Consider the following 23248-nt stretch of genomic DNA (forward strand, 5'->3'; position numbering starts at 1 on the left):
CTTAGGTAGTATTCCGGTTGGCTTATTTGCTGCTTGTGTGCACCAAACGTCCTTGGAAAATAGTCATGATCACCTTGGTGTCGCTGATTGCATTGGGTTCAATCTTGAACAGATCCCTATCCAGCACAATCAGATCGGCAGATTTGCCGATTTCTAATGATCCTGTTTCGGTTTCACGGCCCAAGGCTTTCGCCCCATCCTTCGTAAAAATCTGTAGTGCTTCGTTCAGGTTCAAGGCTTGCTCAGCCCCTAGTTGTTCTCCCGTGCGCTGACCGAAGGGATTCGCACGCGTAATCAAGGCCTCTATAGCAGGCCAGGGGTTATTGTTTTTTACGCCGGAGGGCCAGTCCGAACCGGCAACAATGGTGACGTTCTGATCAAGCAAAGAGCGCGCCTGGAACATGTTTTTGCTGCGCTCGCCCACTACCGAGCTGATTGCATCAATCAAGCCCGAGGGATACCAGATGTAGGGGGAGAAATCGGCAGCGACATTCAGGGCTCTGAAGCGTGGCTGATCCTGGCTGTCTACAAACTCCGAGTGAGCCAGTTCATGCATCATGCCGGAAGCTCCATTGGCGTTTCGCGCCTTTTCAATGGCATTTAACGCGACTCGAATAGCCCGATCGCCTGCTGTGTGCAGCTTCAGACCATAACCAGCGCCGTCAAGATGAGTGACAATACGGTCCAACTCGTTTTCAGGGACAACTAAAGCGCCTAAGGCCAGCGGGTCATCATGATGGGTGTCAACATAAGGTTCCAGCATGGCGGCTGTGTGCGCTGCAGTAGGAACACCATCGGTATATATTTTGACGTAATTGGTTTTTAAGTTAGGGCGGGCATACTGCTTGCTGATGCGGTCAATTTCCGCAAAATCAAAAACATGTTTGCTTTCCTTGCCCGAAATCCGAATCGCCGTTGCTACGTGTGCATTCAAGCCGGTGTGTTTGTCCAGATTGTAGTAAGCCCGAACAACAGCTTCACTGGCATCTGCATCTTTCAAACCCGTAATACCAAATTGGTTGGATTCCTGGACGGCATACTGCGCGGCTTTTAGGTATTGCTCATCTGTCCAGTCAGGAACAAAGGATCGGATATAGCTATTGGCTTCTACCAGAACCCCGTTGGGCTCGCGGCTGCCCACTTCGTGCTTCACGGTCATGCCGCTGGGCGGCGTAAAGTTGGTATCGATTTGCAGGAGGCCCAAGGCTTTGGAGTTCACCCAAGCGTTGTGCCCCGTATCATCTGTCAACACAATGGCCTTGTCCCCAGAGACTGCATCAAGCCATTGACGAGGTGAGTCGATCTTGTGCGTTTTGAAAAAATCGCTATCCCACTGGCCCCCTTGAATCCAGAGTGTTTCACTACGCGCCACGCAGGCTTTCAAAGTGTCTGCCAGTACGTCAGGAGTCACCGTGAAGGGGAAATTGCATTGGAAAAGATGTTTCAACCCACCCCATACCGGATGGGAGTGTGCTTCATTAATGCCGGGCATGGCCATCTTGCCGCCCAGGTCTATCAGCTTGGTTTGCTCTCCTCGCCTGGCTTGCAGTTGCTCTGTGCTGCCTAAGGCTTCAATTTTTCCGTCACGTATTGCAAGAGCTTCAACCCAAGCATGAGCCGGGCTTTGCGTGTATATCCGTCCATTCACTATCAGCAGATCAGCAGCAGGTGGGGCTGCAAATGCAATGGGACTAACAGCACAGAGTCCAGCCAGACACATCAGGGGCGTCATCGCTGCACGTAGACGGGGGAAATGCATATCTCTTTGCTCCAGTATTGTTATAACTATATTTGTGGCTTGCGTAGGGCTTGCTTCGCTTTATAAAGAGCTAAAGCAAGTACTACTCGATACCTCAAGACTACAGGTCTGGAGTAGGGGTTTCTATAGGTAGAAACACAATGTGGGATTCACGAATAGGTCAGTGGGTACTTAAACAGTAATCTTTTCTCGCGTACATCTGGAAAGCTTTATATGTCAATTTTTTCTCTGGATTTGGTTAAAAAAAAGCCCTTGCAAAGTACTTTGCAAGGGCTTTTTGGCAAAAGGATACCGTTGTAGCGTATCAAGCCGCCTCATCGTGTTCCGGTAAAGCTGGTGGGGCAGGCAGCGGGCGATTGGGTAGCAGGGACAAGCCATGCTTGCTGCGTAAACGCTGGCAATCCACATTGGGGCTGCCATCCAGCTCCCAGATCTGATAATCACGACAGGGGGTAGGGCGATCAGGATAAATAGCGCAATGAATACCCGGCTGGCCCAACGTGCCGCGCAATGCAATGCAGCGGCCTTCGCCCTGCTCTGTCCCCTTCATACAGGCACGAAGAGGACCAACCTGAGTCGTCAGCTCGACAGGTACTGTGCCGCCCGTCTCGCCACTTAACTCACCACTATAGAAAGACACCCGAAAATGGGAACAGCACACCCCGCAACTTAAACAGGGGTTCTCATCAAAAATCTCGTCATTGGGGGGCGTATAAAGGACTGCTTCCAGCGTAGTTTCCTGAACGCCAGGTAGATCAAGCAGTGGAGTCGGGGTAGGCGGGAGAGAAGAGCAAGTCATGTGCGTAGGTGTCCCGTAGCAGCCGCAGACCCGTTTCAGACGAGATCGATGATCTGCAGGCGTAAAGCAGTTATTTTATTTTTGCTCGAAGAGCTTGAATAGAAAAATCGTGTGGCAGGAGGGGGCTTGATGCGGGCGGGAGACATATTGTGTGTATCTATATGTTTCTTTGGTCTGAATGGAGGGTTGTGGGTCAAATAATCTGATTTTTCTTGTGTTTTTGATTATTCATTGTAAAACAATGGCTTGGCTTGTTTTTTGAGGTTTTTGAGATCCTCTTCAGAATAAGTACTGAAAAAAAGATCGTTTTTTCTATAGAAAAACACAAAATAGTGTTGACAGCTTCATAGGGAAGATCTATTATTTCATTTCTTCACCGCAGGCGGTTAGCTCAGTTGGTTAGAGCGCTACGTTGACATCGTAGAGGTCGCTGGTTCGAATCCAGTACTGCCTACCAGAATACATGCACACAGCTCCAAGCTGTGCCAAGAAAAGCCCCAAAGATCAATGCTTTGGGGCTTTTTTGTTGCCCAGCGTTCCAAGCTGCGCCAAGCCAGTCCCAGATCGTTTGGGGGTATGGATGGGGGTATGGTGTAACAGGAATGGGGGTATGGAAATCACGAGGCTTTTTCGAGCTGCTCGTCCAGATAATCCGACCACCATTGCATCAGTTTTTTGCGCTCTTCCAGGTACATGGCGTGGTTGTATGCGCGGCGCACTTTGTTTCTGTCGCGGTGAGCCAGCTGCCGTTCAATGGCGTCAGGGCGAAAGCCGCTGTGCTCATTCATGATGGTCGATGCCAACCCTCGGAAGCCGTGTCCTGTTTGTAGCTTCTCATAGCCCATGATTTTTAGGGCACGGTTCATGGTGTCGCTGCTCATCACAGCACCGCGGCGATTATGGACATTCGGAAACAGGTACTGAAAGTGCCCCGAGTGCTGGCGTAGGCTTTCCAAGATCGCAAGAGCTTGGGTTGAAAGCGGCACGATATGGTCGGGCGCGCTCTGCTTTTGTGCCAGGCGTCCTTTCATGCGCTCGCCCGGTATCAGCCACAAGGCATTCCTCCAATCGATCTCGCTCCATTGCGCCCAGCGCAGCTCGTTGGTCCGCGGAAAAGTGCGCATCATCAGCTTGATGGCCAGCCGCGTCTCTGGTCTGCCGTGATAGCGCTCAACGCTGGCGAGTAGGGCGGGGAGATCCGTTTCCGCTACGTGCGGGAAATGCTCTACCGGTGGGCGCTCCTGCAAAAACTGCCGTAGCCCCTGTGTGATGTCGATTTGAATCAAGCCGGTACCACAGCCGTATCGGAAGACCATGCCAACTGCTTCGAGTACCCGAGCAGCCATCTCCAGCGCGCCGCGCTGCTCCACTTGTTGCACCAGTTCCAGTACGGCTTTTCCTGTCACGCTGGAAATGGAGCGCTGGCCGATATGAGGATGCACGTTCGCGCTGAGCGCATTCGAGATCCGCGTAAAGTAGCCTTCGCTCCATACTGGCCGACGGGTTTCCAGCCATTCATCTGCGACCGCCTTAAACGTGATACCCATTGTCGCCGACGGGGGCGCTTCGCCAGGGTCAAGGCCTTCTGATAACCGGGCTTTGGCTTTTTCACGCTGTTCCCGAGCGGAAGCAAGGCTTATCTCCGGATAAGGGCCGAAGGTCAGGATGTTTTCCTTCCCCGTCATGGGGCGCCGGTACTTCAGTCTCCAGCGCTTTGAGCCGGAGGGGAGCAGCTCAAGGTACAAACCACCGCCGTCAAAAAGGCGGTTCTTACCGCCCGTGCTGAATTTTGCTGCTTTGCACTTTGAGTCCGTTAGCGGTGGAATCTTCTTTGCCATGTCTTTAGGTTTCCTCTTATTTACAGGAGTCGGGGTTGTTGAGCCAGGCAAGGATGTCTTCGCCTTTCCAGGCAGTGCAGGCTCTGCTCACTAACTTGGCCGCTGGCGCCTGTCCAGCAAGTACTCGTTTCCGCCAAGTCTCCCGGCTAAATGGGATGCGGTCGGCGAACTCGTCCCACCGATACAGGCCTTCGGGGTGGAGGGTGGGGGCGCTTTTGTAAGCGGGTGCCATTAAGTTGTTGGGTTGTGGCATGGTTGTGTTCTCCATAAAAAAAACCGGCGAAAGCCGACTGAGATTCGTACAGGTCGAAATGGCTTGTTGTTGTGTTTCAGCTGCAGCTTTTAAGCCAGGGAATCTGCTTTACCCTATAATCAAAACCGCCACGGGAATGCTCCGTGGGAGAGCGGCGATTAATTTCACGATCTTGGTCAGATGCGCAATGCATGGACCCATGCCTCAGACAGGAAACTGATGAGACATAGCCTTGATGGCTGGCGCCTTTTCTTCATTGATTAGGAGCCGCTATGGCTAAGACATCACTTCAAAAAGCTCGTGCGCGGGCATTCAAACTTCAAAATGGTTGCTGCTTTTATTGCGGGCAGCACATGGATCAATCTCCCATTACAAAATGCACTGCGGAGCATCTCAAGGCTCGTTGTGACGGCGGCCGGATAGCTGGCAACATCGTTGCGGCGTGTTGGTTTTGTAATAGTCGCAGGCACAGAAGGAAGGCTCCGCTTGAGCCAAAGGCGTGGCAGGCGTATGTCGTCAGGAAGATGCAGCAGAAACGGTGGCCGACTCTCACTTCGGGATAGAGCGCAATCGGTTGTGTGGGTGGTTGCTCATGACAAGTCCGGAAAAAGTTGTTGGGGATCAAAGCAATCCAGCTTTCCGCTATCCAGATGAAGAATGACCCCATAGCCGCGAGCGCCTTTTACAGCAATGGTTGCGATGGCTACGCCGAATTGGCCTGTGCGGGAGTCTCCCGCGCCAACCAAGTATCGAGATTGTGAGCCTGGGGGGATTTCATTGATTTCGATGAAACGTGAAACATCAAGTTTGTTTTTCATGGCCTGCTGTCCTCCTGGCACCGTGGGCAACATCCGGCCCAAAAGTTGACCTTGGAAATGAATGAGCCACATCCTTGGCAGCGGAGCGGTTCTTCTCTCTCGGGTTTTCGCTCAGCTAGGACAATCCCTGTCCCAGCCAGAGCTTCATCGCGTTTGACGTACTGCATGTCCACGGCTGGGCGAGTCTTTGCGTCGATGTACGCCTTGGGCCAAGGAATGTCAGTCTCCCGGCTGTTGTGCATCGCCTGGGCTTGCTCTTGGGTGTAGAGCTGGGCTTTTCGCAGGTCGGTGGTGTATCCATTGTCGTTCAGCCCCCAGAACAGCATGTCGTTCCCCACATAACTGCGGCTGTCTTGTAAATAGAAGAGGTCGCTCATGGACTGGCCTCCCATTTGTTCTCACCCCAGACCACACAAGAGCGTTGCAGCTTATGGCACAGGGATGCATATCCGTTATTGAAATGACCGTGGGTGTGCGTACGGCGGATCAGTTGCCGGGGCGCGGGGTCATAGCGAAGGGTAAAAAATTGCCCCGGTTCGATGTGTCGAAGGCGGGGCAAACGTGTGCTGCTGGGATGGCGTGTCATGTAAAGGATGCGTCGCTTATTTGTCCTTAGTAACGTAAACTAAAACACTTACCGTTTTTAATTAAAGATAAAATGGAACGAGCGTTTTTTACCAAAAACCCGACGCCTGCTGAGCTAAGAGTGTTGGCTAATTATCTTGGGACGTACCGGGATGGGACGGGAGGCTACCGTGAGAAAGATGGTAGTTCTCGTGCGGACTCTAGGCAGATTGAAAGATGCTTTGCGGAATTTTTGCATGGGAGCGCAACTGAAAGCAAAATGTTCTATGATTTTCTCATTGAGTTTAATGAGAGTGGGGGTGTGGCGGTTCGTGGTGCTTCTATAAAATCAAAAGAAGTTAAGGAGTTAAGAAGCTATAAAAAACTGGATTTAAGAGCTCATCTTGAAATCTCGAATTCTAGTGCGAGTGACTGGCGGTTATGCAGAGAAAACAACCTAACAGAAAATGATTTTTTAGAGATGAGGTATCCAGAGAAGTTTGGGGAAATAATATTGGCTAGACAGGTGAAAGAAAGAATTCTTTCTGAGGGTAAATATAAAGAAAAAAATTCCACAAAAAACAATCTATTTTTTGTGGATAAAGAGAGTATTTTTATATCGGTTCTTTATTCACCGATGCTGAGGGGGGAGAGGGATTGGTTGGTGTCAACATTTAATATAAATTTACCAAAACCAGAAAAGTGGCAGTTTGAGGGTAAAAGATTGGTTGGTTTAGATGAGACAGGCGGCCGTATTTATGAATGGTATGCCTTGTCGGGTAGTCAGTTTAAATACTATCCAAAGATAAGCTCCAGGGCGTATGGAACTGATCTATTTACTCTTCCTAAGCCAACCGTTGAGAGATTGCAGGCTAAGTCTGCTCGGCTTTTCGGCGCTTAAAGAATTTCTTTTATGTTTCTCATTATTTGCTGCATTAAGAGTGGTGGAACAGCATTTCCAATTTGTTCAAATTTTTCTGCTAAATCTCCCTCAGGTTCAAAATAAGAAGGAAACGTTTGTATAGCGGCACACTCCCTCCAAGATAACCTTCTTGGAGGATGTAAGTTTGGAAATTCTGGCGCAAATTCTAAGTGGTCATATATGTCCGTAAAGCGCCATTTTTGTTTCCAGCCATTTGCCAGGTCGCTCCACTCAAGCTCCATCAGGGGTGAGGCGGGATGGAGTGTTACGTGGCGGAAGTTTGCAACGACAGTGAATGCAGTTTCATCCCAACGATGCCGGCGGTTACGAGACATGAAATACCAGGAGAAGTTTCCCTCAGGGTCATGTGGACGTTCATAATACTCGCCTATTGGATTTGGCGGTAAATGACGGATAGCCTCACCATGAGAAGCCCAAGGCAGAAGTCCTGTTTTCTTCACTAGAGAAGGTTTGCAGTGAGTTGCCGTTGGGAAGATGAATTTATTATTAATGTCATGACGAACACCAACAATAATTACTCGCTTTCGTTGTTGTGGAACACCGTAGTCAGCAGCATTCAATAGCATTGAGGATACGTGGTACTTGACAGAGAGCTGGTTTTCATAAACGTCAATTTGTTTTTTGAACCATTCGCCATTTTTTATTTTTGTTAAGCCGGAAACGTTTTCTGCGATAAATATTTTTGGCTTTATTCTGTTAACTGCTTCAGCAAAGCCTAAGAACAGATTGGATCGCTCGTCTTTTGCTGGATTTCTTAAGCCGCCCATAGAGAATGATTGGCAAGGATAGCCACCCATCAAAATGTCGGCTTCGGGATATGGATTCTTCTTGCTTTCATTAAACTCAAAAATACCCGTCGTTTTAACGTCAGTGTCTGGAAAGTGTTTGGCAAATGTAGCCGTAGACGCTGCAAACTTGTCGAGTGCTAAAACCGTTTGGAAGCCCTCTGCGTGTGCTCCAAAGTCCATACCGCCGGCGCCAGAAAAGAGGGAGATAATTCGCAAACTCATGTGTGTTTTTATCCAGTAAAAAGTGGGTCAATTTTAAGAAGGTTTTCTCATCTTGGCCAGCAATATGTTGTTTTTATTCTACATATTAGATGTTGTTGCATTGTAGGAGCTAGGCTCAGCACTAAGCTGGCTTCTTTCTTCTTTGTAGTGTCCATTGCAAAGGGGCTGGGGTAAAGGGGTAGGGCGGAGTGTGGCAGCTAGAGATAGCCCGAGGACGGAGGTGCACTATTTAACACAGTCACGACGTCAGCGATCAGGCCGCCCAGCTCCGAAGTCATCAGCGTCATATCAGCATCAAAGATTTCGTCATCGTTGACGGCCGTCACATCTTGTTTTTCAGTCAGGATGTCCAGCGGGGCCACGCGTTTGACGTCCAGCGCGTCGGTCAGCACAAAGCTGATGCGATCCGCCCAGGTCATGGCCAAACGAGTGCATTGCTTGCCGGCTTCAACGTGCTTGCGCACTTCGTCAATGTCGGCGCTTTGCTTGACGTAGCGCACGGCAGCACCGCTGTCGCCTGTAGAGCGCAGCTCAGCATCTTGGTCAATGCTGAAATTGGCGGGGGCTTCATCATCAACCAACCAGGCCGTCATGGCGCCTGCGGGTGACCACTCGGTATACAGGGGCAGAACAGGGAAGGGATCTACGCTCTTGGCGAACAAGCCCAGCACCTCATCACTCTTCGCCACGGCTGGAGTATCGATAACAAACCAATGGTTTCGTGCGTCGATCCAGACCATGGTGTCGCGCTGCACGGCATGGGAGCGGGGCATCAAATCAATGATGATCTGCTCTTTGATTTCCTTCATTTGCTTGCGGCCTGGCTTATAGCCTTGCTGCTCTTCAATTTCGCGGGCCTTCTCGCGGGCTGCCTGGTTGACCACAGCACTCGGCAGTAATTTCTTCTCAGCACGCATGCAGATCAGATAGTGACCATTCACTTCATACACCAGCTCACCACCTTCGCGTGGCGGCACCCAGCCGAGGCTGAGAGGTTCTTGGCTGCCGCATGGCGTGAATGGATGTTTGGTCAGCATTTCGGCCAGTTGTTGAGCGGACAGGGCAAATGCCGTATCCATGCGATAGATACGCAAGTTCTTAAACCACATGGGTGTATTCCTTTCAGGATGGGCTATGCTCACGCAGTTATGTAACTGCATGTAGCGAGAGGGCTATGAGAATTAAATGGAAAGAGGATTACAGCTCGATCACCCAAAGAAAATTTGGTTTGCTGGTGGGTTATGCGGGCGGGTTGGTCTCAGCTTGGATTATTTATGGTGTCTACACATCGTGGTCGATGTTCGAGGCTGAATCATGGCTGGACATACTTTCAACTATCGGTACGCTAGGGGCAGCTCTTGCTGCCGTTTATGCGGGACGGGTTGCAATATATATTGCAGAGAACGAACGAGAAGATAAAAAATTAGAAATGGAGTTGGATAAAAAAAACAAGATTTATATATACGAAAGGGTGTTTGTGGGTGCCTACGCTGCCGTTCATGATGATCTTGTTTTGATGATAAATTTATTGCAAGAAAAAAAGCGGAATGAGTTAATGAAAATGATATCTGGAGGCGGATTTCTACATTTAAGAGCGCTTTTAAATAATGTTGATAAGCTTATATATTTCAAATCGAATGATATTGATAACCTTGTTCAAATGATTGCCTGCTTGGAGCTTGTCAAGGAATCAGTGGCTCAAAATTATGCTTCCGCTCTATCTGCTCTCTACAACAGGGATAATATGCTTGATGGGCAAGGCAGCCTTCGTGCCAGCAGGAATAAAGAGTTGGAGGAAATTGAGCGATTAGAGAATAGAATGGATTCCTTGCTGAAGAAAGTTTATGTGCATGCTCTTTCGGTCGAATGGTTAAGGAAAAATCTTCCTGACGGAGAGAGAGATTTTAAGCGAATGTTTACTAGCGGTCGGTTTGAGGTCGAGCCCTCTTCTGGTTTGTAGTTCTTATTACTCAAGATAGCGCAAAATTTGTATCTGTTTCGTAATGATTTCGGAGGTGTAGCGCTCCTGGCTGTCCTGGCCGGTCCACTTACGGGCTCGGGCCAGGCGCTAGTTCAGATGCAGTAGGCGTTGCGTGAGAGTAGAGGGGCGAACGGGATGTCATCGTCCATATCCGCCAGATTGCCGGACGAGGGCGGTGGAGACTGCCTTTGCTGCTGATCACGCCCAGTGGCATCAGCGTAGTTGTTGCGCTGCTGGCCCTGTAGCGGTGAGTTGGGTTGCTGTGCTTCCCCGTCACGACCGCCCAGCATTTGCATTTGCTCGGCAATAACTTCGGTGGTGAAACGCTCCTGACCGTCCTGGCCTGTCCATTTACGGGTGCGCAGGCGACCTTCTACGTAAACGGGACGGCCTTTGCGCAGGTACTCACCCGCGATTTCAGCCAGACGGTTGTAGAACACCACACGGTGCCGCTCGGTTTCCTCGCGGCGCTCGCCGGAGGTACGGTCTTTCCACTGCGAAGTCGTGGCAATGGAAATATTGCAGATGGCCGAGCCTTCTGCGCTGTAGCGTACTTCTGGGTCGCGGCCAAGGTTGCCCACCAGAATGACTTTGTTGACTGAGGCCATTTATGCGGCCTCCAGCAGGGCGTCCCGCAGTTCATGCTGATACTTGGTGACTGTTCGCTCGAACTTCATCAGATCGGATTCCAGCGAGTCGATCTGGTTGTCGTCGCGCTCGATGCGGATGATTTTCATGCGGTCCAGGTCGTGAACCCACAAAACCAGATCCACCCACTTTCGGCCAAGCAGCCACATTGCGCCATTGCACTGATCTACATAGGCGGCAATATCACCGTTCACAAAGGCTGTGAACAGGGTGTCGCTGCTGACCATTGTCTTGATTTCAATGATCCCGTCATCGCCTACCAAACCGTCTACGCTGACCCCAAACAGGCGGTCCGGTGTCGTGATGAAACCGGCCTCGTCAACGATGTGGCCTGTCTTACGCTCATAAACAGCGCGGGCGTAGGGCTCTTGTTCGGTTCCCAGGCGCATGGCGCCGTTTACAAAGACCTGCAAGGGCTCACCGCCTTCACGTTCCCGCGCCACGTCCATGGCGTAGTCCAAACATTTCTTGGATGGAGCACCGTTTTTTAGCCGGTCGCGACAGACATTGAAACGGCTGCCGGTGATGATGCCCTTACGGGCCTGGAGCCATTCTGGGGTGCCCTGTTCGGCGGTGTGAATGATTAAGCCTTCCATTATTGAGCCTCCGTGAGCATCTTTTTCTTGTCCGATACGGCCTTTTTGAAGGCGTTGTAATCGGTAAGATTGTTGGTTGCGTAAATGACGTTGCCGCCTTCCTGCCAGATGGTTTCCAGCTTTTCGAGTGTGTCAGTCTTGGTCACTTCGCTGATCCACTCGTCGCGTAGATCGGCGCTGATCTTCGAGTTAGCACTGCCTTGTCCGTCATCGTCGTCACCTTTTTCAGAAACGCCGGTGATGGCTTTGAGGGTGTGGCGCTCTAGGTAAGTGACGGTGGACGCGATGGCCTGGATGTTGTTCTTGCTCCCGCTTTGGTCTGCGTTGGCCTCAAGCCACACAGAGTCGGTATGGCCCTGTCGGTGCTTGAGAATGCAGGTAACGCGGATCAAGTCTTTCTCTTGATGAGTTTTCCAGCTCCAGGCGAAGCCATGCCTTGAAAGGGCAGGGCCTACCGCTTCGACCACATCGGAAAGCTCTGCGTACTTGTAGTAGGTGCGTCCCTTTTGACCGGTGAAATCGACAGTTTTGCGTTTGATGATTTCGACAGCTTCGGACTTGAATGCAGCCAGGGCATCGTTGAACGCTTTCTCGGCCTCGCGCTCTTCCCAGCGTTGTTGCAGGTTCATCATCTGCTCCACCTGGTCGAGCGTGGCGCCTTGTTTCATTGCAGCCATCATCATGCCCATGGGCGAGTTGGCGGGTACTTGATCTGCTGGCGCGGTCAGTTCGCGTTGTGGCGCCTCAATGATTTCTGTGCTCATAGTGTCCTCAATACTGGATTCGGATAGCCGGAATCAGGCCCTTGGCAATCAGAATGACGGCTTGCTTGGCGCACTCGTCTGGCATGCCGTTTTCGATGAATGCAGCTAGGGCGGCGTTGTTGATGCTGGCCTTGTGCGCTTTGTCCTCTTCGCGGCGGCGCTGCTCGGCCTCTTCGGCTGCCTTTTCGTCGGCCTGGCGTTTGATTTCGGCCTGACGGGCAGCCTCAGCGGCTTGCTTGGCCCGCTCGGCTGATGCAAGACGTTCAGCTTCGGCCTGTTCTTCGGCGCGGCGCTGGCGTTCGGCGGCGTCCTTGGCGTCCTGCTCGGCCTTGACCTGGGCGGCTTTCGCGTCCGCCTCACGCTTGGCGGCTGCATCGCGCTCAGCTTGGGCTTTGGCTTCCGCGTCGACTCGGGCTTTGTCTGCCGCTAGGCGAGCAATCTCAGCTTCGCGGTCTTTCTGCTCCTGCTCGGCCTGTTTGCGTCGTAGCTCGGCCAGTTCCGCCTGCTCAGCTTCGTACTTCTGGCGCTCAGTCAGGGCTGCGTTCAGGATTTCCAGAGCTTTGGCTTTGACCCGGTGAGCCTCAGCCTCAAATTCTTCCCAGGACTCGCCTATCACCACAGACTCAACCACTGCGATGCGCTGGCGCAGGGATTCAACATCAAGCCCACCGACTTCTCGGGCTTGATCAGCCATACCGTCCAGGTCGGCACGGTGGAGCGCTACCCGGCTGGCCTCTGCTTCTTCCCAGTCCGTCAGAGGCTTGCGCACCTCGTCCGCCAGTGAGTCCAGTTCGTCACGCATGCGCTTGCGTTCAGCGTCGATCAGCTTGGGGATTTCCTTGAGCCGGTCCACCTGCTCTTTGCCCAGGCTATCCAGAGCGGTTTTGATCTTGCGCACCTTGAATGCGCGGCTGGCGATTTCCTTTCGGCCCTTGTCGGTCTTCAGGTTCGGCGCATGCCCGGTGACTTCTTGTCGGATGCGCTCGATATACGGGTCCAGACCGTTTGGTGTTTGGTAAATTTGCAGCGCCGTTTCTGCCGGCGGCAGTTCCGTCAGCTCTAAGACTTCGGTCATGTCATGCTCCAATCGCTCGGGCCGCCAGAGTCGGGCCGAAAAAAAGCAGTCCGCAGACTGCTATGGCAAAGAGTAGGGTGAGGGGCCAGCCCCAAGGAGGTGTGCTGCTATTTGGTGCGTAGCATCCCCGTCCGTCGAATTGATTGCGGCGCCGGGTGCGGGGGAAGCCGGGGTTCTGGTCATTCACTGTTGCCTCCAGATACTAAGAACGCCCTCAATTCCGAGCGCAACAAAGAAAGCAGCGCAGCAAAAGAACACTGCAAAGATGAAAAACTCGATCAGCACGGCAGCGCCTCCAGCTCTTGCTGGGTCATGCAGTTATGCGTGGTGTCTGCCCAATCGCCGATGATTCGCTCACGCTTGGTGCGTAGGGCAGGGCGCAGGCTTTCATCATCCAGAGCAGCAAGCAGCTTTGCCGAATAGTCGAAACCTGCCGAACTGGACGTCAGAAGCGCATTCTCCATTTCCTCGATTAGTCCTATGCGGCTTACCTTCTGAGGAATCGATTGCAGGGTCCAGGCGATGTTCACGTACAGTGTTTTGCCGTACAGGCAGTTGCGGATCTGCTCCGCGATATAGGCGCGGCGGCGCTCCGCCAGCTCGTGCGCGTCTATCTCACGCATAGCAAAAGCGTTCATGTTTAGCTCCGGGGGGATTGCGCCGCGTCCGGCGCCATTGAAAGGGAAGAGGGTTAGCTTGTGGTCACCACCCTCACGTCCGGTGCGCACCGGAGCGGTATTGGTGGAGTCCCAGAGTTCTATGCCCTCTAGTCGCAGCACTCCCGACCGCCCATGGCGTGGGCGGGGCTGATTTAGAATTGGTTAAGGGATTGGGAATGCTGCGGCTGGAGAGCCCGAGATTGAGTAAGGCTTGGTGGCTTACTTTGTAACAACGCTATCTATATATGTGAACAGCGCTCATAGTGTGTCCAGGGACATTTTTCCCCTGATTAATTAGGACATACATTGAAAACAGAAATTGGTATCGTGAAGTGGTTCAATAACGAAAAAGGCTTCGGCTTCATCGCACCGGAAAGTGGCGGTAAAGACCTCTTCGCACACCACAGTGAAATTCAGGGTACTGGGTTTAAGTCTCTTGACGAGAACCAACGAGTTTCTTTCGTTGCAGGCGCTGGCCAAAAAGGCCCTTGCGCTACCCAGATCCAAATCGTTTGATCCCCTGCTTGCCTGACTAGGCAAGTGTTGAGTTGATCGGTTAAGGCCGGGCCCTTTGAAACATTGGGTTCGGCCTTTTCGTATGTGGGCGCCCACTCTTACCATGCGGGCCATGGGCCTGTGCGCTCTCAGGCTGGCGTGTGGCTTGCCGGGTGCTACCCGTATGCCAGCGGCGGGGAGGCCAGCGGCACATCATCCCCGTTATTCCTGGCTGGCCGGATTACTCGATCCGGTGCCTGCTAGTTTCCTGCTGACCATCACATAGCAGCCCCGGCACTGATCTCCGGGTTGAGGCGCTTCTTAGGCGGCGTCGAGCTTGCTTATTCGCTTGAGCCATCCCCGGGAGTCAGCCACGTCCCCCTGCGTATCAGCCTACGCATTGCTGCTATGTGATGCCCCTATCCTGGCGCAGGGAAGGCAGATCACTATCTGCTGCCAGTACGGCTACCCAGGTCGGCCCGCCGCGGGCCCGAGGAGATCCGGCAGTGCCGGCCCGCCTGGGCGGGTCATGATTCAGTAGGGCAGCCATGCCATGAGCGGCTTGCCTGTACGCTTATTGATGGAGCCATCGGGTTTCGGTCCGCGAAACATCACGCGCAGCCCGTTGGCTTTGACTGTCTTGTGCGCCAAGTCGATCCAGTCCTGGCAGAACTGCGGTGCGTCAAACTCAGGCGACACTTGCCGGGGTTTGCTCGACTCAAGAATCGTTGCCGCCCGCTCCGCATACCACTCGCTCAGTTCTTGGGCGGTCATCTTTTCCCGCGCCTTCTTGGGGGGGGCTTTACGCGCTGCCAGCGATTTGGCCAGCGGCTCGGTCATACCAAATACACAAAATGCTGACATGGGTTTCTCCCTTGGTTGCCATCCGGCGCGACTCTCAATGAAACCTGCCTCGGATAATGCCGGTCTATTCCCGGCTGTCACCTTCCGTGCTAAGTTGGAAATTCCGATTACAACTAGACATGGAGGGAGAGCGTGATTCCTGTTCGATCCAGTGCTATTGCTGCGGTTGGCTACGACCCCAACACTAAAAGAATGCAGATACGGTTTACTAGCGGTGGCATTACATATACATACTGCGGAGTTCCGCAATCTGTATACGACGGCCTTATGTCTGCGCCATCCAAGGGCACTTACTTCGACAGGGTTATTCGTGATCGCTATCAGTGCTAGATAGCGCTTGAATAGCCTGGTCGATAAGGCCTATTTCTTTATTGAAGTCGATCGTCCAGGAGGTTCCTTCTGATCGCGGAAGATCTGGACGATCGGTTGTAAGCGTGTTGTTGGTCGCGCACATCGCTAGTCGTGCAGCCTTTAGGGCCTGATTGGCCTTATCAATAGCCCTTCGGCGGGCATCTTTTATCTCAGTCATTAATCCTCTCGCTTCAGTAAGCACCACCATTGATGCTTACCAAAGCGGCCTGTTTCCAGGCCGTTGCTGGGATTCCAACCAGCGTGACCGTTTCCGTTTTTGGCCGTCTACGCCTCACCCTCTTTCTCCGTAAACCGTGCTTTGACGGACTGGAGACGGCAGGGATACCGCGCAGAGCCACAACCATGTTTGTGGGTGCCATTGATGCCGGACGAACACCCCACATAGGCAGGGTGAGCAACATCGGCAGGTGTGTTTTTAAAGAGCCTCCGCCGTAGCGGGCGCAGCCTTTGCTGCTGGCGCTCTCTGAACCGTTACTTACCGTGGCTTTGCCTAAAGGTGTTCTGCGGTTTTGGTGGAGCGTTGAGATGAATACTAGCATTGCTAGTATTCTAAAGTCAATAGCAACGCTATTTGATTTGTGGTTAAAAACCCGCCGAAGCGGGAAGGGGCGTTTCTATTAACGTAGGTTAGATAGTGCGCTGGTCAAGTCTTCCGCCAGCTCAATGGCGAGTTCCAGCAAGTTGGGCTGTAGTCCGGAAGTCAATACAGGGATAAGCTCAGCTAATTGGGCAGAGCGTTTTTGGGCCATCTCGGAATCCTCCAACGATAGACCGAGAGGCCGCGTTGGTGGAGTGTCAATGAAACTCGTCATATCGCAATGCTCTTCTCTTACAAGTGGGCGTTTTAAATACGCGCTCTGATTCGTGGGAGCTACGTGGAGCGCACCAATATGGCGGGGCGGGGGGATAGTTGTACTGTATATCTATACAGTATTTTAGGTCAAGGTAATGCGGCTAACTGTTGGTCTTGGTCTTGGTCTTGGTCTTGGTCTTGGTCTTGGTCTTGGACTGGGCGGCTTGGCTGGCCCGTGTAAGCCCTGCGCCAGCCTAATCTGGTACGATTTCGTCTTTATTCGTTACTTGGGAGAGGGGAGTGAAAAAGATTCTGGCTGCAGTGGCAATCGCTGCGCTTGTGGGTTGTGCCTCGACAGGCGTCCAGGTGAAAGACGAGCACCTGAGTGAAATGAAAGTAGGCGAGACAACCCAGGCTGATGTGTTATCGCGCTTTGGCAAACCAACAACGTCAATGCGAAACTCTGATGGCACTCGTACGTTAATGTATGTCTATGCTGAGTCACGCACCCGGGCATCTACCTTTATCCCATTCGTTGGAGCTTTTGTCGGTGGTGTGGACACGAACTCAACTAGCGTAATGCTCCGCTTTGACAAAGAGGGCAAGCTGCTTGACTACACCAGCGCCGAGAGCGAAATGGGCACGGCTACCGGCATTGCGGTGGATGCTGAGTCAGTTGAGAACCAGCCCCGTAAGCAGTAGTCTGGCATAGCCAACCTGACACAAAAGAAGAAGGACAGAAGTAACGCCTAAGAAAAAGCCCCCGGAGGGGCTTTTTCTTAAGATTGGAGAGTAGTAGTTAAAGAACCAATCTTTACTTTAGGGCTACTACGCAGCTTTCTTGCGACGTGCAATTCGGGGCGGTGACGAGGGTGCTGCTATCGCTAGTGCTGGGTGTTTATCTAAATAAGCTAAGCTATCCGGATTCTTTCGCTTGAAGTAACTCACCCCATTCACAGGGAGCCAAACATTTCGGAACCAGGTTCGAAAATCCGCCAATAGCGTATCGGGGTAAAGCTTTGCTTCTACAACACGTCCGTCATCTGGGTATATGTGTTGATAGGTTGGTAATGAGTTGGTATCCATACCTTTGTTTTCTCTCAACCACTTGCAAAAACTACGGCCGACTGAAATATCAGGAACCCAATCTGCTGGAATGATAAAGCCAACGTTATGTAGAGGGCCGAAAAGGTTTAGTGCTGTTTCCTGTAGGACAGAGAAGTATCCTGGGTGGACGTTGGGATCGTTAGCAAGGTACCTTGCAAGATGAGAAGGGAGTGGGGCTGGTTCTCTCGGTGCTCCTTGGCCGCTCATCCATTCGTACACCCACTCGGAGACTTGTACAGCAAAATCAGCTGATAGCCATTGCGCAAGATGAATGGCGACTTTTGGGTGTACCCACGTGCTAGCGGTACCGTTCTTATCTCTAACCTCTTGATTTAAATCCAAAACGCTAATTCGCGTTTTGGCAGCAAGTGCTCGTAAAAAATTTCCAGTAGTCTCGTTGCGAACGTAGTTATGCCAACGTTTGCCGGCTGCGTGACAAAGTTCTGTGGCATTGATGTAGCCGTCTGATGAGCGTTGCTGAACTATCCCTTGATCCGTCTTGTGTGTGATTAGGTAGAGTGATGTTTGATGTTGCGGGCGCATTGGTGTACGTTCCTTACATTGCAAGTCAGGTTGACGCCAGCACCACAAAATTAGACAATACCTACAGACACGGATGTCATTTTCTTGGTGCTAGCAAGAAATACAGACATCTCAAGGCCGCCGGGTTTCCCCAAACCCAGGCGGCTTTTTCTTTATCTGCCGTTACATTCTATGGCGTTCCATTTGGTTAGTCCAGATAGAAAGTCTGTCTGGGCACTAGTCTGTTACAATTTTGATCTGTTTTTATTGATATTTTTTATGGCTGTTTTTATATACACCACTATATGTAGTGGTTTTTGGGGCGGGACAGGTGTTTTAGTTTGGTCATTACGGCGTAACTTCTTGATCGGTTGACGCGGGTATTGATGTAGCTCACACCCAGTAGGGGTAAAAGGAGTAGGGCAAACAGATCAAGGAGTTACCGTTGAATAAAAAGCCCCGCTTGGCGGGGCTAGTGACATGGGTTTGAAAAAACCTCTAGGTGTAGGGTTTAGGACCGTCAATCTGTAAGGTTCATTTCTTCAAATAGGTATGGAGCAATTGAGATCTGCTTCTGATGAGCTGCTTTTCCTACGAAGTATTTTATATCTCGGCTGTCTTCCATTTTCCCTTGTACTCGCCCAATTTGATGGACTAGCATATTGCGCCCGTCTACGCTAAGCCATTGGTGAAATCTCGCCCGTCTCTTGCCGTCCGAAGTAATATTCAGTTCGTTCAACTTACTTTTCAAAAATCCGTACTCAAGAGGCTCGTAAATGTATTTGTTGATAAATTTCCCGTAGTACTGCGGCCTTGATCTAGATGTGGTAGGTTGATTACCGTACAGCCTGTCCAGTTCAGCGAAAAACGAATCTGGAAAGGTATGAACCCACTTTTGAAGTCCTTCCGCCAGATACTTGGAAAGCAGAAGACGCAGAGCGTCGTGCTTACGGTCTTTCTGAAATCCTGTAGCCTCGTCAATCAGAGCGTCTATACCCACTTCGGCTAAAGCGCTTAAGAGTATTTCTGACTGGATCGCAAGTTTCTTCTGTGGTTCCGTTAAGATGTCATCCCCTGCACGTCGCGCTGCTAAATAAACCTCACACATCTTTGGAAGTAGCCCGGCTGAGTACCCGGTTTTTTCCTGCCTTCCATCAAGGTATCGAATTACTTTGGTCCGGTCTAAAACCTCTTGATTTATAAAAGGTTCTAGGTTTTTTGCGGCAATAAAAGGGGGGATTTTGGTCCCATCTATCTCAAGTCGGGAATTCGCCCCTTTTCGCGGCCTCCCAAAAGCCTTAAAGATCGAGGCTGCTGATAGCACGCGTGTCTCATTCTCTAGCACAGCGCACTCTAATTCAACGTCTCCAATAGGAAGCAGCCCAGGATATACAGCTTTGGGCAAAGATTGAGATGTCCTCTGCTCTGTTTTCTCGGTGGGCTCGTTGTTGGTTGATTGCTGCAGGTTGTTGACAGATGGATTTGCCAGACCAATATCTGAAAACAGTTGCTCCGAGATACTAGTACTTAATGGGTTAATGCTGATTAGATCCTCGGGTTTTAACGCAAGGCCGTACTGCCGAGCTAATTCCATTAGTTTAAGGTGCCATTTCACTGGAATGGTCCCGGACTTGGCCCAATACGCTGCTGTGCTTTGAGCTATTCCCAAGAGTTGAGCTAGCGCAGACTGGCCGCCGAATAGATTGATGACTTCGCGTGCGTGCATGATCTTCTCCTAGGGGTTTTGAGATTTTTACAGTCAGTTATTAATGGATTTTATTTTTTAGTCAGCTTTATTTGTCGCTTCTGTCCGCCTCTTGTCTTCCATGTTTTCACATGCGAGGCTAAATCTAAGTGTTTCGTGGTTAAAAAATAAGGAGCCAAACGGCTCCTTGTCTCTTCCTGCTCAGTCCTTCTTACGTACAGCCTCCCTGGGCTGGGTCACGTTTCCTATCATTCACTTGCTCTCGTCTTTCTTTACGTCCAGACCGAGCTGGGCGGCGGCATTCAGAACTGACTTTTCCAACTGGGATCTGGCGCTATTGTCCAGGGCTTGGATTTTTCGCTCATCAAGCAAATCGAATGGCCAAGCAGCCCCGTCTTCGCTGTCGCCGGTCCACATCTCTGCTGCCTTAATCGTCTGAGCGATCGAAGGGCTGAAGTCTTCGATATTTACGCCCAGGCCAGACGCAAACCCCTTGGCCGCCTTCATATTCAAGGGCCTTCTGCCGTTCAAGTACTGCCACACAGCCCCCTGGTTGCCTATATCAAAACGAGCCCCGAACTCTGCTTGTGAGAGAGACGTGCGTTCGTTGTATAGGCGTTTCAGACGCGCAGCGTCGTCTTGCGGGGTTTGGGACAAGGGTTTGCGTGTTTGCATTGGCGAAATATAGCAACGCTATTAATATGTGCAACTAGCATAGCTATTGATTCAATTTAATAGCGATGCTAGTATTTGTTCATGAACCCTATTGCTCACTACCTAAATGCGACTGGCCTGACTCAGGCTGAGTTCGCCCGGAGGATTGGCGTAAGCCAGTCTCAGGTCTATCAATTCCTGAACGATATCCGCCCAGTATCTGAAAAGGTTTGCGTGCGTATAGAGGAAAGGACGAATGGGGAGCTAAGCCGGAAACATCTGCGTCCACACGACTGGGCGGACATTTGGCCTGAGCTTAGGAGATCCCCTCTGAGTCCCTCGCCACAGGAGCGTACCAATGTGTGATTCAGAAAAGCGGGAGCCGATTCCAATCGGCCCGACCGACGTTATTACGAAAGGAGAGTGCTGATGCGCAAGTTATATGCCCGATTCGTTTTGTTTCTGATCCGCCCGGCGCTAGAGATGCATCGCGCAAGTACGAAAACAGAGCGCGAGAACGAGATCGATGAAACCGTCTTCAACAAGATGATCCTAGGGAAAAGCATGATTAAAGACGGTCTCGAACATGGTTACGACATCACTTTGATCAGTCGTCAGAAGTAGTGCTAGCGGACTTCAAGATGGACTGCAGCAGTTTCCCGCCACCCTTTATTTCTTTTGCATTTGCTAGAGCAAGAAAGCAATTTCGAAATGCTGTTTTGTCTGGGTGCGTTTCCACCAAAGCCTTGATTGCACAAGTTAGAAGCTCAAATTCATCAGATTTTGAATCGCTCACGGCCAATTCCTTTCAAAAAGTTTAGTTACTGGAATCTCTAAGCATAGCTGATTGGAGTTGGCCACTTAATGCAGTTCATGAGTAGGGCAGGCGGGTTCATCTAGTTCCCGCGTGTCCTGCTCATCACACAGACGCGCAAACAGTTGCATGACGGTTTGCTGCGTTGGTTCTTCAAAAGTGCGCCGGGCGATGTCTTCTGCCTGGGTCAAGATTTTCTCGGTTTCGGTCATTTGATTGGCCCTTGTTTTATTTGGATGTATTCGATGAACACAGAAACAGTATCGGGCGAGCGGCGCGAAAGCACACGCAAGAACGGTGCACGAATTCAAGCACTGATCATGAGCCGACTTGCAGAGGTAACGCAGGCCCGTGCATCAGCTTGCATCGGCGTGGACCCAAGCACGGTAAGCCGCTGGGTGAAGGATGACCTGGAGTCAATCTGTCTTCTGTTGGCTTCGTTGGGTTTTCAGGTTTCTCGAACCACATCGATGGTGGTTGATCGGGACGAGCTCAAGTTTATGAAGCGCGTTGTGGCCAAGTACTTCATTGCTGAGCTTGAGCGAGAAGAGGACTGACATGCAAATCGTGAACAGCGACGAATCCCTGCAGCGCTTTATGGGCGACTTGCGTAGTCAGTACCAAGTCCACCGATACCTGCGAATTTCGATTAAGACCGGCAAGGCCCGTACTCTGCCGCAGAACGACATTACGCATGTCTGGTATGGGCAGATAGCGCGTGAGTTGCCCGAGGATGATGCGCTGGGCTGGCGCTGCTACTGCAAGCTGCATCACGGCGTGCCGATCCTGCGGGCCGAAGATGCCGAGTTCCAAGGCATGTACGACTCGATCATCAAAGGCCGGACCTATGAAGAAAAGCTGCTGATGATGAAGTATCTGCCGGTCACGTCATTGATGAGCCGCAAGCAGTTGAGTGCGTACGCCGAGGCTGTGCAGGCTGATTTCCGGGCCCGTGGAGTGATGCTGGAGTTTCCGGAGGCGTCGGCATGAGGACCGCCTGGAACAGCACCTTGCGCGCCGGTGGACCGCTGCGCACGTACAAGCCGATGAAGTCCAGTCCCTGGAAGAAGCGGGCGCCTAAGAAGCGGCCAGGTCGGCACGACGCCAAGCTGCGCAATGCAGTGCGTGGTCACCCCTGTTACTTGCAGATTCCCGGGCTGTGTCGCAGCTATCCCGACGACCCGACTGTGGTCCCGTGCCATCCCAACTGGTTGGAGTACGACAAGGCAGGCGGACTGAAAGCCCCTGATTTTTATACCGTCCCTGGCTGCTATGCCTGCCACGCAGAGTTGGACCAAGGGCGGCGATTTACACGTGATGAAAAGAAAGCCATGTGGGAGCGTGCGTTTGCCGCGTGGCGTCCAGTGCGGGATAAGGAGTGTGTATGAGCGTCAAGGTAATGACGGCCGTATTTGAACGGTACCCGGTCGGCGGTGGGGAGATGATTCTCGCTCTGGCATTGGCCGATCATGCTGATGATGACGGATGCAAGGTGTTCCCGTCCATTGAGCATTTGATGATCAAGACGCGGCAATCGCGCCGCACTGTCCAGTATCAGTTACGCAGGATGGAAGAGTCCGGCTGGCTGATTCTGGTCAATAGCGGCAATGGGGGCCGGGGCCAATCTCGCGAGTATCGAATCAACCTGGATTGGATTAAAGGTGGCGAACTGCCGGGCCAAGAAAACGGTGCAGAAATTGCACCCATTTCTGATGAAAAAAACGGTGCAGATTTTGCGCCCATTAATTCACCCGAAAAGGGCGCAATCCACGACATAAAGGGCGCATCTGACGACACAAAGGGTGCAAACGGCGACATGAAAGGGTGCAACGGGTTGCACCCGCATATAACCACCATAGAACCATCAAGTAACCGTCATAAACCATCAAAGGATGACGCCTTGATTTTGCCCGACTGGCTGGATTCTGATGCGTGGTCGATGTGGGATGAATTCCGAAAAGAAAAATCCGGTAAGGCTTGGACGGAGGCAGCCAAGCGGCTTTCTCTGCGAACGCTTGGAAAGCTGCATGCCGCAGGGCAGGACCCAACCGCCGCCATCGAGCAAAGCATTGAGCGTGGTTGGACTGGGCTTTTTGGTATCAAGGAAAGCAACACCGGACAAGGGATCTCAGTGCAGTCCAGAGGATTGAACCGCCAGGAGGCACTGGAGGCCCGAAACCGAGAAATTGCCCGTCTAGCCGCTTTGGAGTCCTGA

General features: G+C 51.7%; 30 protein-coding genes and 1 tRNA gene. 13 read left to right on the plus strand and 18 right to left on the minus strand.

Annotated elements, in window-relative coordinates; all coding sequences use genetic code 11:
• Positions 1-22: 22 nt before the first annotated feature.
• Complete coding sequence (locus tag JYG33_RS03115; RefSeq protein ID WP_243430260.1) at positions 23-1759, minus strand: amidohydrolase; 1737 nt, start codon at positions 1757-1759, stop codon at positions 23-25.
• A 304-nt stretch (positions 1760-2063) separates the two neighbouring features.
• Positions 2064-2489, minus strand: coding sequence for a YkgJ family cysteine cluster protein (locus tag JYG33_RS03120; RefSeq protein ID WP_207875717.1), 426 nt, complete (start codon positions 2487-2489; stop codon positions 2064-2066).
• Between the two features lie 449 nt (positions 2490-2938).
• On the opposite strand from JYG33_RS03120, the gene JYG33_RS03125 reads away from it, so the two are divergent.
• Positions 2939-3015 (plus strand) — tRNA-Val (locus tag JYG33_RS03125).
• Positions 3016-3175: 160 nt separating this feature from the next.
• Here the strand turns inward: JYG33_RS03125 and JYG33_RS03130 are convergent.
• A complete protein-coding gene (locus JYG33_RS03130; protein ID WP_207874281.1) occupies positions 3176-4396 on the minus strand; it encodes an integrase arm-type DNA-binding domain-containing protein in 1221 nt (406 codons plus the stop codon).
• Positions 4397-5002: 606 nt separating this feature from the next.
• Between JYG33_RS03130 and JYG33_RS18745 the strand changes: the two genes are divergently transcribed.
• Positions 5003-5212 (plus strand): hypothetical protein, encoded by a 210-nt coding sequence (locus JYG33_RS18745; RefSeq protein ID WP_347708948.1) that lies wholly within the window; start codon positions 5003-5005, stop codon positions 5210-5212.
• Positions 5213-5239: 27 nt separating this feature from the next.
• Here JYG33_RS18745 and JYG33_RS03135 read toward each other — a convergent pair whose 3' ends face one another.
• Positions 5240-5467, minus strand: a complete 228-nt coding sequence (locus tag JYG33_RS03135) for a hypothetical protein (RefSeq protein ID WP_207874283.1) — start codon at positions 5465-5467, stop codon at positions 5240-5242.
• Entirely contained in the window at positions 5464-5844 is a 381-nt protein-coding gene (locus tag JYG33_RS03140; protein WP_207874285.1) for a hypothetical protein, read from the minus strand. Before JYG33_RS03140 ends, JYG33_RS03135 begins: the two co-directional genes overlap by 4 nt.
• 281 nt (positions 5845-6125) lie before the next feature.
• Between JYG33_RS03140 and JYG33_RS03145 the strand changes: the two genes are divergently transcribed.
• A complete protein-coding gene (locus tag JYG33_RS03145; protein WP_207874287.1) occupies positions 6126-6932 on the plus strand; it encodes a hypothetical protein in 807 nt (268 codons plus the stop codon).
• Here JYG33_RS03145 and JYG33_RS03150 read toward each other — a convergent pair.
• Both JYG33_RS03150 and JYG33_RS03155 read right to left on the minus strand, forming a co-directional pair.
• A complete protein-coding gene (locus JYG33_RS03150; RefSeq protein WP_207874289.1) occupies positions 6929-7984 on the minus strand; it encodes a DNA cytosine methyltransferase in 1056 nt (351 codons plus the stop codon). The two genes, JYG33_RS03145 and JYG33_RS03150, sit on opposite strands and share 4 nt — an antisense overlap.
• Before the next feature lie 197 nt (positions 7985-8181).
• A complete protein-coding gene (locus JYG33_RS03155; protein ID WP_207874291.1) occupies positions 8182-9093 on the minus strand; it encodes a recombination-associated protein RdgC in 912 nt (303 codons plus the stop codon).
• 65 nt (positions 9094-9158) lie between these two features.
• Between JYG33_RS03155 and JYG33_RS03160 the strand changes: the two genes are divergently transcribed.
• Positions 9159-9944 (plus strand): hypothetical protein, encoded by a 786-nt coding sequence (locus JYG33_RS03160; RefSeq protein WP_207874293.1) that lies wholly within the window; start codon positions 9159-9161, stop codon positions 9942-9944.
• A gap of 113 nt (positions 9945-10057) precedes the next feature.
• On the opposite strand, the gene ssb is transcribed toward JYG33_RS03160, so the two are convergent.
• The 5 genes from ssb to JYG33_RS03185 all read right to left on the minus strand — a co-directional run bounded on the left by ssb (position 10058) and on the right by JYG33_RS03185 (position 13686).
• Positions 10058-10573 carry a single-stranded DNA-binding protein gene (gene ssb / locus JYG33_RS03165; protein ID WP_207874295.1) on the minus strand — a complete coding sequence of 172 codons (516 nt, stop codon included), beginning with the start codon at positions 10571-10573 and terminating at the stop codon, positions 10058-10060.
• The gene (locus JYG33_RS03170) at positions 10574-11209 is read right to left on the minus strand and encodes a lambda exonuclease family protein (RefSeq protein ID WP_207874297.1); all 636 of its coding nucleotides are present in this window, start codon (positions 11207-11209) and stop codon (positions 10574-10576) included. It abuts the gene before it with no gap.
• Positions 11209-11973, minus strand: a complete 765-nt coding sequence (locus tag JYG33_RS03175) for an ERF family protein (RefSeq protein WP_207874299.1) — start codon at positions 11971-11973, stop codon at positions 11209-11211. The genes JYG33_RS03170 and JYG33_RS03175 overlap by 1 nt, the downstream gene beginning before the upstream one ends.
• Before the next feature lie 7 nt (positions 11974-11980).
• On the minus strand, positions 11981-13048 hold the full coding sequence (locus tag JYG33_RS03180; RefSeq protein ID WP_207874301.1) for a hypothetical protein: 1068 nt from the start codon (positions 13046-13048) through the stop codon (positions 11981-11983).
• Between the two features lie 278 nt (positions 13049-13326).
• Entirely contained in the window at positions 13327-13686 is a 360-nt protein-coding gene (locus JYG33_RS03185) for a hypothetical protein (RefSeq protein WP_207874303.1), read from the minus strand.
• Between the two features lie 327 nt (positions 13687-14013).
• Here JYG33_RS03185 and JYG33_RS03190 point away from each other — a divergent pair, with 327 nt between their 5' ends.
• Positions 14014-14223 carry a cold-shock protein gene (locus JYG33_RS03190; protein ID WP_207874305.1) on the plus strand — a complete coding sequence of 70 codons (210 nt, stop codon included), beginning with the start codon at positions 14014-14016 and terminating at the stop codon, positions 14221-14223.
• 513 nt (positions 14224-14736) lie between these two features.
• Here the strand turns inward: JYG33_RS03190 and JYG33_RS03195 are convergent.
• Positions 14737-15066: a hypothetical protein gene (locus JYG33_RS03195; protein ID WP_207874308.1), complete on the minus strand. Its 330-nt coding sequence runs from the start codon at positions 15064-15066 to the stop codon at positions 14737-14739.
• A 192-nt stretch (positions 15067-15258) separates the two neighbouring features.
• Between JYG33_RS03195 and JYG33_RS03200 the strand changes: the two genes are divergently transcribed.
• Positions 15259-15396 carry a KTSC domain-containing protein gene (locus JYG33_RS03200; RefSeq protein ID WP_207875718.1) on the plus strand — a complete coding sequence of 46 codons (138 nt, stop codon included), beginning with the start codon at positions 15259-15261 and terminating at the stop codon, positions 15394-15396.
• On the opposite strand, the gene JYG33_RS03205 is transcribed toward JYG33_RS03200, so the two are convergent.
• Positions 15371-15625, minus strand: coding sequence for a hypothetical protein (locus tag JYG33_RS03205; protein ID WP_207875950.1), 255 nt, complete (start codon positions 15623-15625; stop codon positions 15371-15373). The two genes, JYG33_RS03200 and JYG33_RS03205, sit on opposite strands and share 26 nt — an antisense overlap.
• 906 nt (positions 15626-16531) lie before the next feature.
• Here JYG33_RS03205 and bamE point away from each other — a divergent pair.
• A complete protein-coding gene (bamE, locus tag JYG33_RS03210) occupies positions 16532-16933 on the plus strand; it encodes an outer membrane protein assembly factor BamE (RefSeq protein ID WP_207874310.1) in 402 nt (133 codons plus the stop codon).
• 126 nt (positions 16934-17059) lie between these two features.
• On the opposite strand, the gene JYG33_RS03215 is transcribed toward bamE, so the two are convergent.
• The 3 genes from JYG33_RS03215 to JYG33_RS03225 form a co-directional block, all read right to left on the minus strand.
• Complete coding sequence (locus JYG33_RS03215) at positions 17060-17881, minus strand: KilA-N domain-containing protein (RefSeq protein WP_207874312.1); 822 nt, start codon at positions 17879-17881, stop codon at positions 17060-17062.
• Between the two features lie 499 nt (positions 17882-18380).
• The gene (locus JYG33_RS03220; RefSeq protein ID WP_207874314.1) at positions 18381-19586 is read right to left on the minus strand and encodes a P63C domain-containing protein; all 1206 of its coding nucleotides are present in this window, start codon (positions 19584-19586) and stop codon (positions 18381-18383) included.
• 231 nt (positions 19587-19817) lie between these two features.
• Positions 19818-20078, minus strand: coding sequence for a hypothetical protein (locus tag JYG33_RS03225; RefSeq protein ID WP_207874316.1), 261 nt, complete (start codon positions 20076-20078; stop codon positions 19818-19820).
• Positions 20079-20321: 243 nt separating this feature from the next.
• Here JYG33_RS03225 and JYG33_RS03230 point away from each other — a divergent pair, with 243 nt between their 5' ends.
• Both JYG33_RS03230 and JYG33_RS03235 read left to right on the plus strand, forming a co-directional pair.
• A complete protein-coding gene (locus JYG33_RS03230) occupies positions 20322-20585 on the plus strand; it encodes a YdaS family helix-turn-helix protein (protein WP_207874318.1) in 264 nt (87 codons plus the stop codon).
• A 63-nt stretch (positions 20586-20648) separates the two neighbouring features.
• Positions 20649-20843 carry a hypothetical protein gene (locus JYG33_RS03235; RefSeq protein WP_207874320.1) on the plus strand — a complete coding sequence of 65 codons (195 nt, stop codon included), beginning with the start codon at positions 20649-20651 and terminating at the stop codon, positions 20841-20843.
• A gap of 237 nt (positions 20844-21080) precedes the next feature.
• Here the strand turns inward: JYG33_RS03235 and JYG33_RS03240 are convergent, their stop codons facing one another.
• A complete protein-coding gene (locus JYG33_RS03240; protein WP_207874322.1) occupies positions 21081-21245 on the minus strand; it encodes a hypothetical protein in 165 nt (54 codons plus the stop codon).
• Positions 21246-21278: 33 nt separating this feature from the next.
• On the opposite strand from JYG33_RS03240, the gene JYG33_RS03245 reads away from it, so the two are divergent.
• The 4 genes from JYG33_RS03245 to JYG33_RS03260 are packed head-to-tail and all read left to right on the plus strand — an operon-like array spanning position 21279 to position 23248.
• Entirely contained in the window at positions 21279-21590 is a 312-nt protein-coding gene (locus tag JYG33_RS03245; protein WP_153229998.1) for a CII family transcriptional regulator, read from the plus strand.
• A gap of 1 nt (position 21591) precedes the next feature.
• Positions 21592-22023: a hypothetical protein gene (locus JYG33_RS03250; RefSeq protein ID WP_207874324.1), complete on the plus strand. Its 432-nt coding sequence runs from the start codon at positions 21592-21594 to the stop codon at positions 22021-22023.
• Positions 22020-22421, plus strand: a complete 402-nt coding sequence (locus JYG33_RS03255; RefSeq protein ID WP_207874326.1) for a nuclease domain-containing protein — start codon at positions 22020-22022, stop codon at positions 22419-22421. Before JYG33_RS03250 ends, JYG33_RS03255 begins: the two co-directional genes overlap by 4 nt.
• Positions 22418-23248 carry a helix-turn-helix domain-containing protein gene (locus JYG33_RS03260; protein WP_207874327.1) on the plus strand — a complete coding sequence of 277 codons (831 nt, stop codon included), beginning with the start codon at positions 22418-22420 and terminating at the stop codon, positions 23246-23248. Before JYG33_RS03255 ends, JYG33_RS03260 begins: the two co-directional genes overlap by 4 nt.

Origin of the sequence: Alcaligenes sp. SORT26 (assembly GCF_017377875.1) — a bacterium.
GTDB lineage: Bacteria > Pseudomonadota > Gammaproteobacteria > Burkholderiales > Burkholderiaceae_B > Alcaligenes > Alcaligenes parafaecalis.

Excerpts from the sequence above, each read along its gene's own strand:
- JYG33_RS03115 (WP_243430260.1), bottom strand. The coding sequence starts at position 1,759 with ATGCATTTCCCCCGTCTACGTGCAGCGATGACGCCCCTGATGTGTCTG.
- JYG33_RS03130 (WP_207874281.1), bottom strand. The coding sequence starts at position 4,396 with ATGGCAAAGAAGATTCCACCGCTAACGGACTCAAAGTGCAAAGCAGCA.
- JYG33_RS18745 (WP_347708948.1), top strand. The coding sequence starts at position 5,003 with ATGGATCAATCTCCCATTACAAAATGCACTGCGGAGCATCTCAAGGCT.
- JYG33_RS03135 (WP_207874283.1), bottom strand. The coding sequence starts at position 5,467 with ATGAAAAACAAACTTGATGTTTCACGTTTCATCGAAATCAATGAAATC.
- JYG33_RS03140 (WP_207874285.1), bottom strand. The coding sequence starts at position 5,844 with ATGAGCGACCTCTTCTATTTACAAGACAGCCGCAGTTATGTGGGGAAC.
- JYG33_RS03145 (WP_207874287.1), top strand. The coding sequence starts at position 6,126 with ATGGAACGAGCGTTTTTTACCAAAAACCCGACGCCTGCTGAGCTAAGA.
- JYG33_RS03150 (WP_207874289.1), bottom strand. The coding sequence starts at position 7,984 with ATGAGTTTGCGAATTATCTCCCTCTTTTCTGGCGCCGGCGGTATGGAC.
- JYG33_RS03155 (WP_207874291.1), bottom strand. The coding sequence starts at position 9,093 with ATGTGGTTTAAGAACTTGCGTATCTATCGCATGGATACGGCATTTGCC.
- JYG33_RS03160 (WP_207874293.1), top strand. The coding sequence starts at position 9,159 with ATGAGAATTAAATGGAAAGAGGATTACAGCTCGATCACCCAAAGAAAA.
- ssb (WP_207874295.1), bottom strand. The coding sequence starts at position 10,573 with ATGGCCTCAGTCAACAAAGTCATTCTGGTGGGCAACCTTGGCCGCGAC.
- JYG33_RS03170 (WP_207874297.1), bottom strand. The coding sequence starts at position 11,209 with ATGGAAGGCTTAATCATTCACACCGCCGAACAGGGCACCCCAGAATGG.
- JYG33_RS03175 (WP_207874299.1), bottom strand. The coding sequence starts at position 11,973 with ATGAGCACAGAAATCATTGAGGCGCCACAACGCGAACTGACCGCGCCA.
- JYG33_RS03180 (WP_207874301.1), bottom strand. The coding sequence starts at position 13,048 with ATGACCGAAGTCTTAGAGCTGACGGAACTGCCGCCGGCAGAAACGGCG.
- JYG33_RS03185 (WP_207874303.1), bottom strand. The coding sequence starts at position 13,686 with ATGAACGCTTTTGCTATGCGTGAGATAGACGCGCACGAGCTGGCGGAG.
- JYG33_RS03195 (WP_207874308.1), bottom strand. The coding sequence starts at position 15,066 with ATGTCAGCATTTTGTGTATTTGGTATGACCGAGCCGCTGGCCAAATCG.
- JYG33_RS03200 (WP_207875718.1), top strand. The coding sequence starts at position 15,259 with ATGCAGATACGGTTTACTAGCGGTGGCATTACATATACATACTGCGGA.
- JYG33_RS03205 (WP_207875950.1), bottom strand. The coding sequence starts at position 15,625 with ATGGTGGTGCTTACTGAAGCGAGAGGATTAATGACTGAGATAAAAGAT.
- JYG33_RS03215 (WP_207874312.1), bottom strand. The coding sequence starts at position 17,881 with ATGCGCCCGCAACATCAAACATCACTCTACCTAATCACACACAAGACG.
- JYG33_RS03220 (WP_207874314.1), bottom strand. The coding sequence starts at position 19,586 with ATGCACGCACGCGAAGTCATCAATCTATTCGGCGGCCAGTCTGCGCTA.
- JYG33_RS03230 (WP_207874318.1), top strand. The coding sequence starts at position 20,322 with ATGAACCCTATTGCTCACTACCTAAATGCGACTGGCCTGACTCAGGCT.
- JYG33_RS03235 (WP_207874320.1), top strand. The coding sequence starts at position 20,649 with ATGCGCAAGTTATATGCCCGATTCGTTTTGTTTCTGATCCGCCCGGCG.
- JYG33_RS03240 (WP_207874322.1), bottom strand. The coding sequence starts at position 21,245 with ATGACCGAAACCGAGAAAATCTTGACCCAGGCAGAAGACATCGCCCGG.
- JYG33_RS03245 (WP_153229998.1), top strand. The coding sequence starts at position 21,279 with ATGAACACAGAAACAGTATCGGGCGAGCGGCGCGAAAGCACACGCAAG.
- JYG33_RS03250 (WP_207874324.1), top strand. The coding sequence starts at position 21,592 with ATGCAAATCGTGAACAGCGACGAATCCCTGCAGCGCTTTATGGGCGAC.
- JYG33_RS03255 (WP_207874326.1), top strand. The coding sequence starts at position 22,020 with ATGAGGACCGCCTGGAACAGCACCTTGCGCGCCGGTGGACCGCTGCGC.
- JYG33_RS03260 (WP_207874327.1), top strand. The coding sequence starts at position 22,418 with ATGAGCGTCAAGGTAATGACGGCCGTATTTGAACGGTACCCGGTCGGC.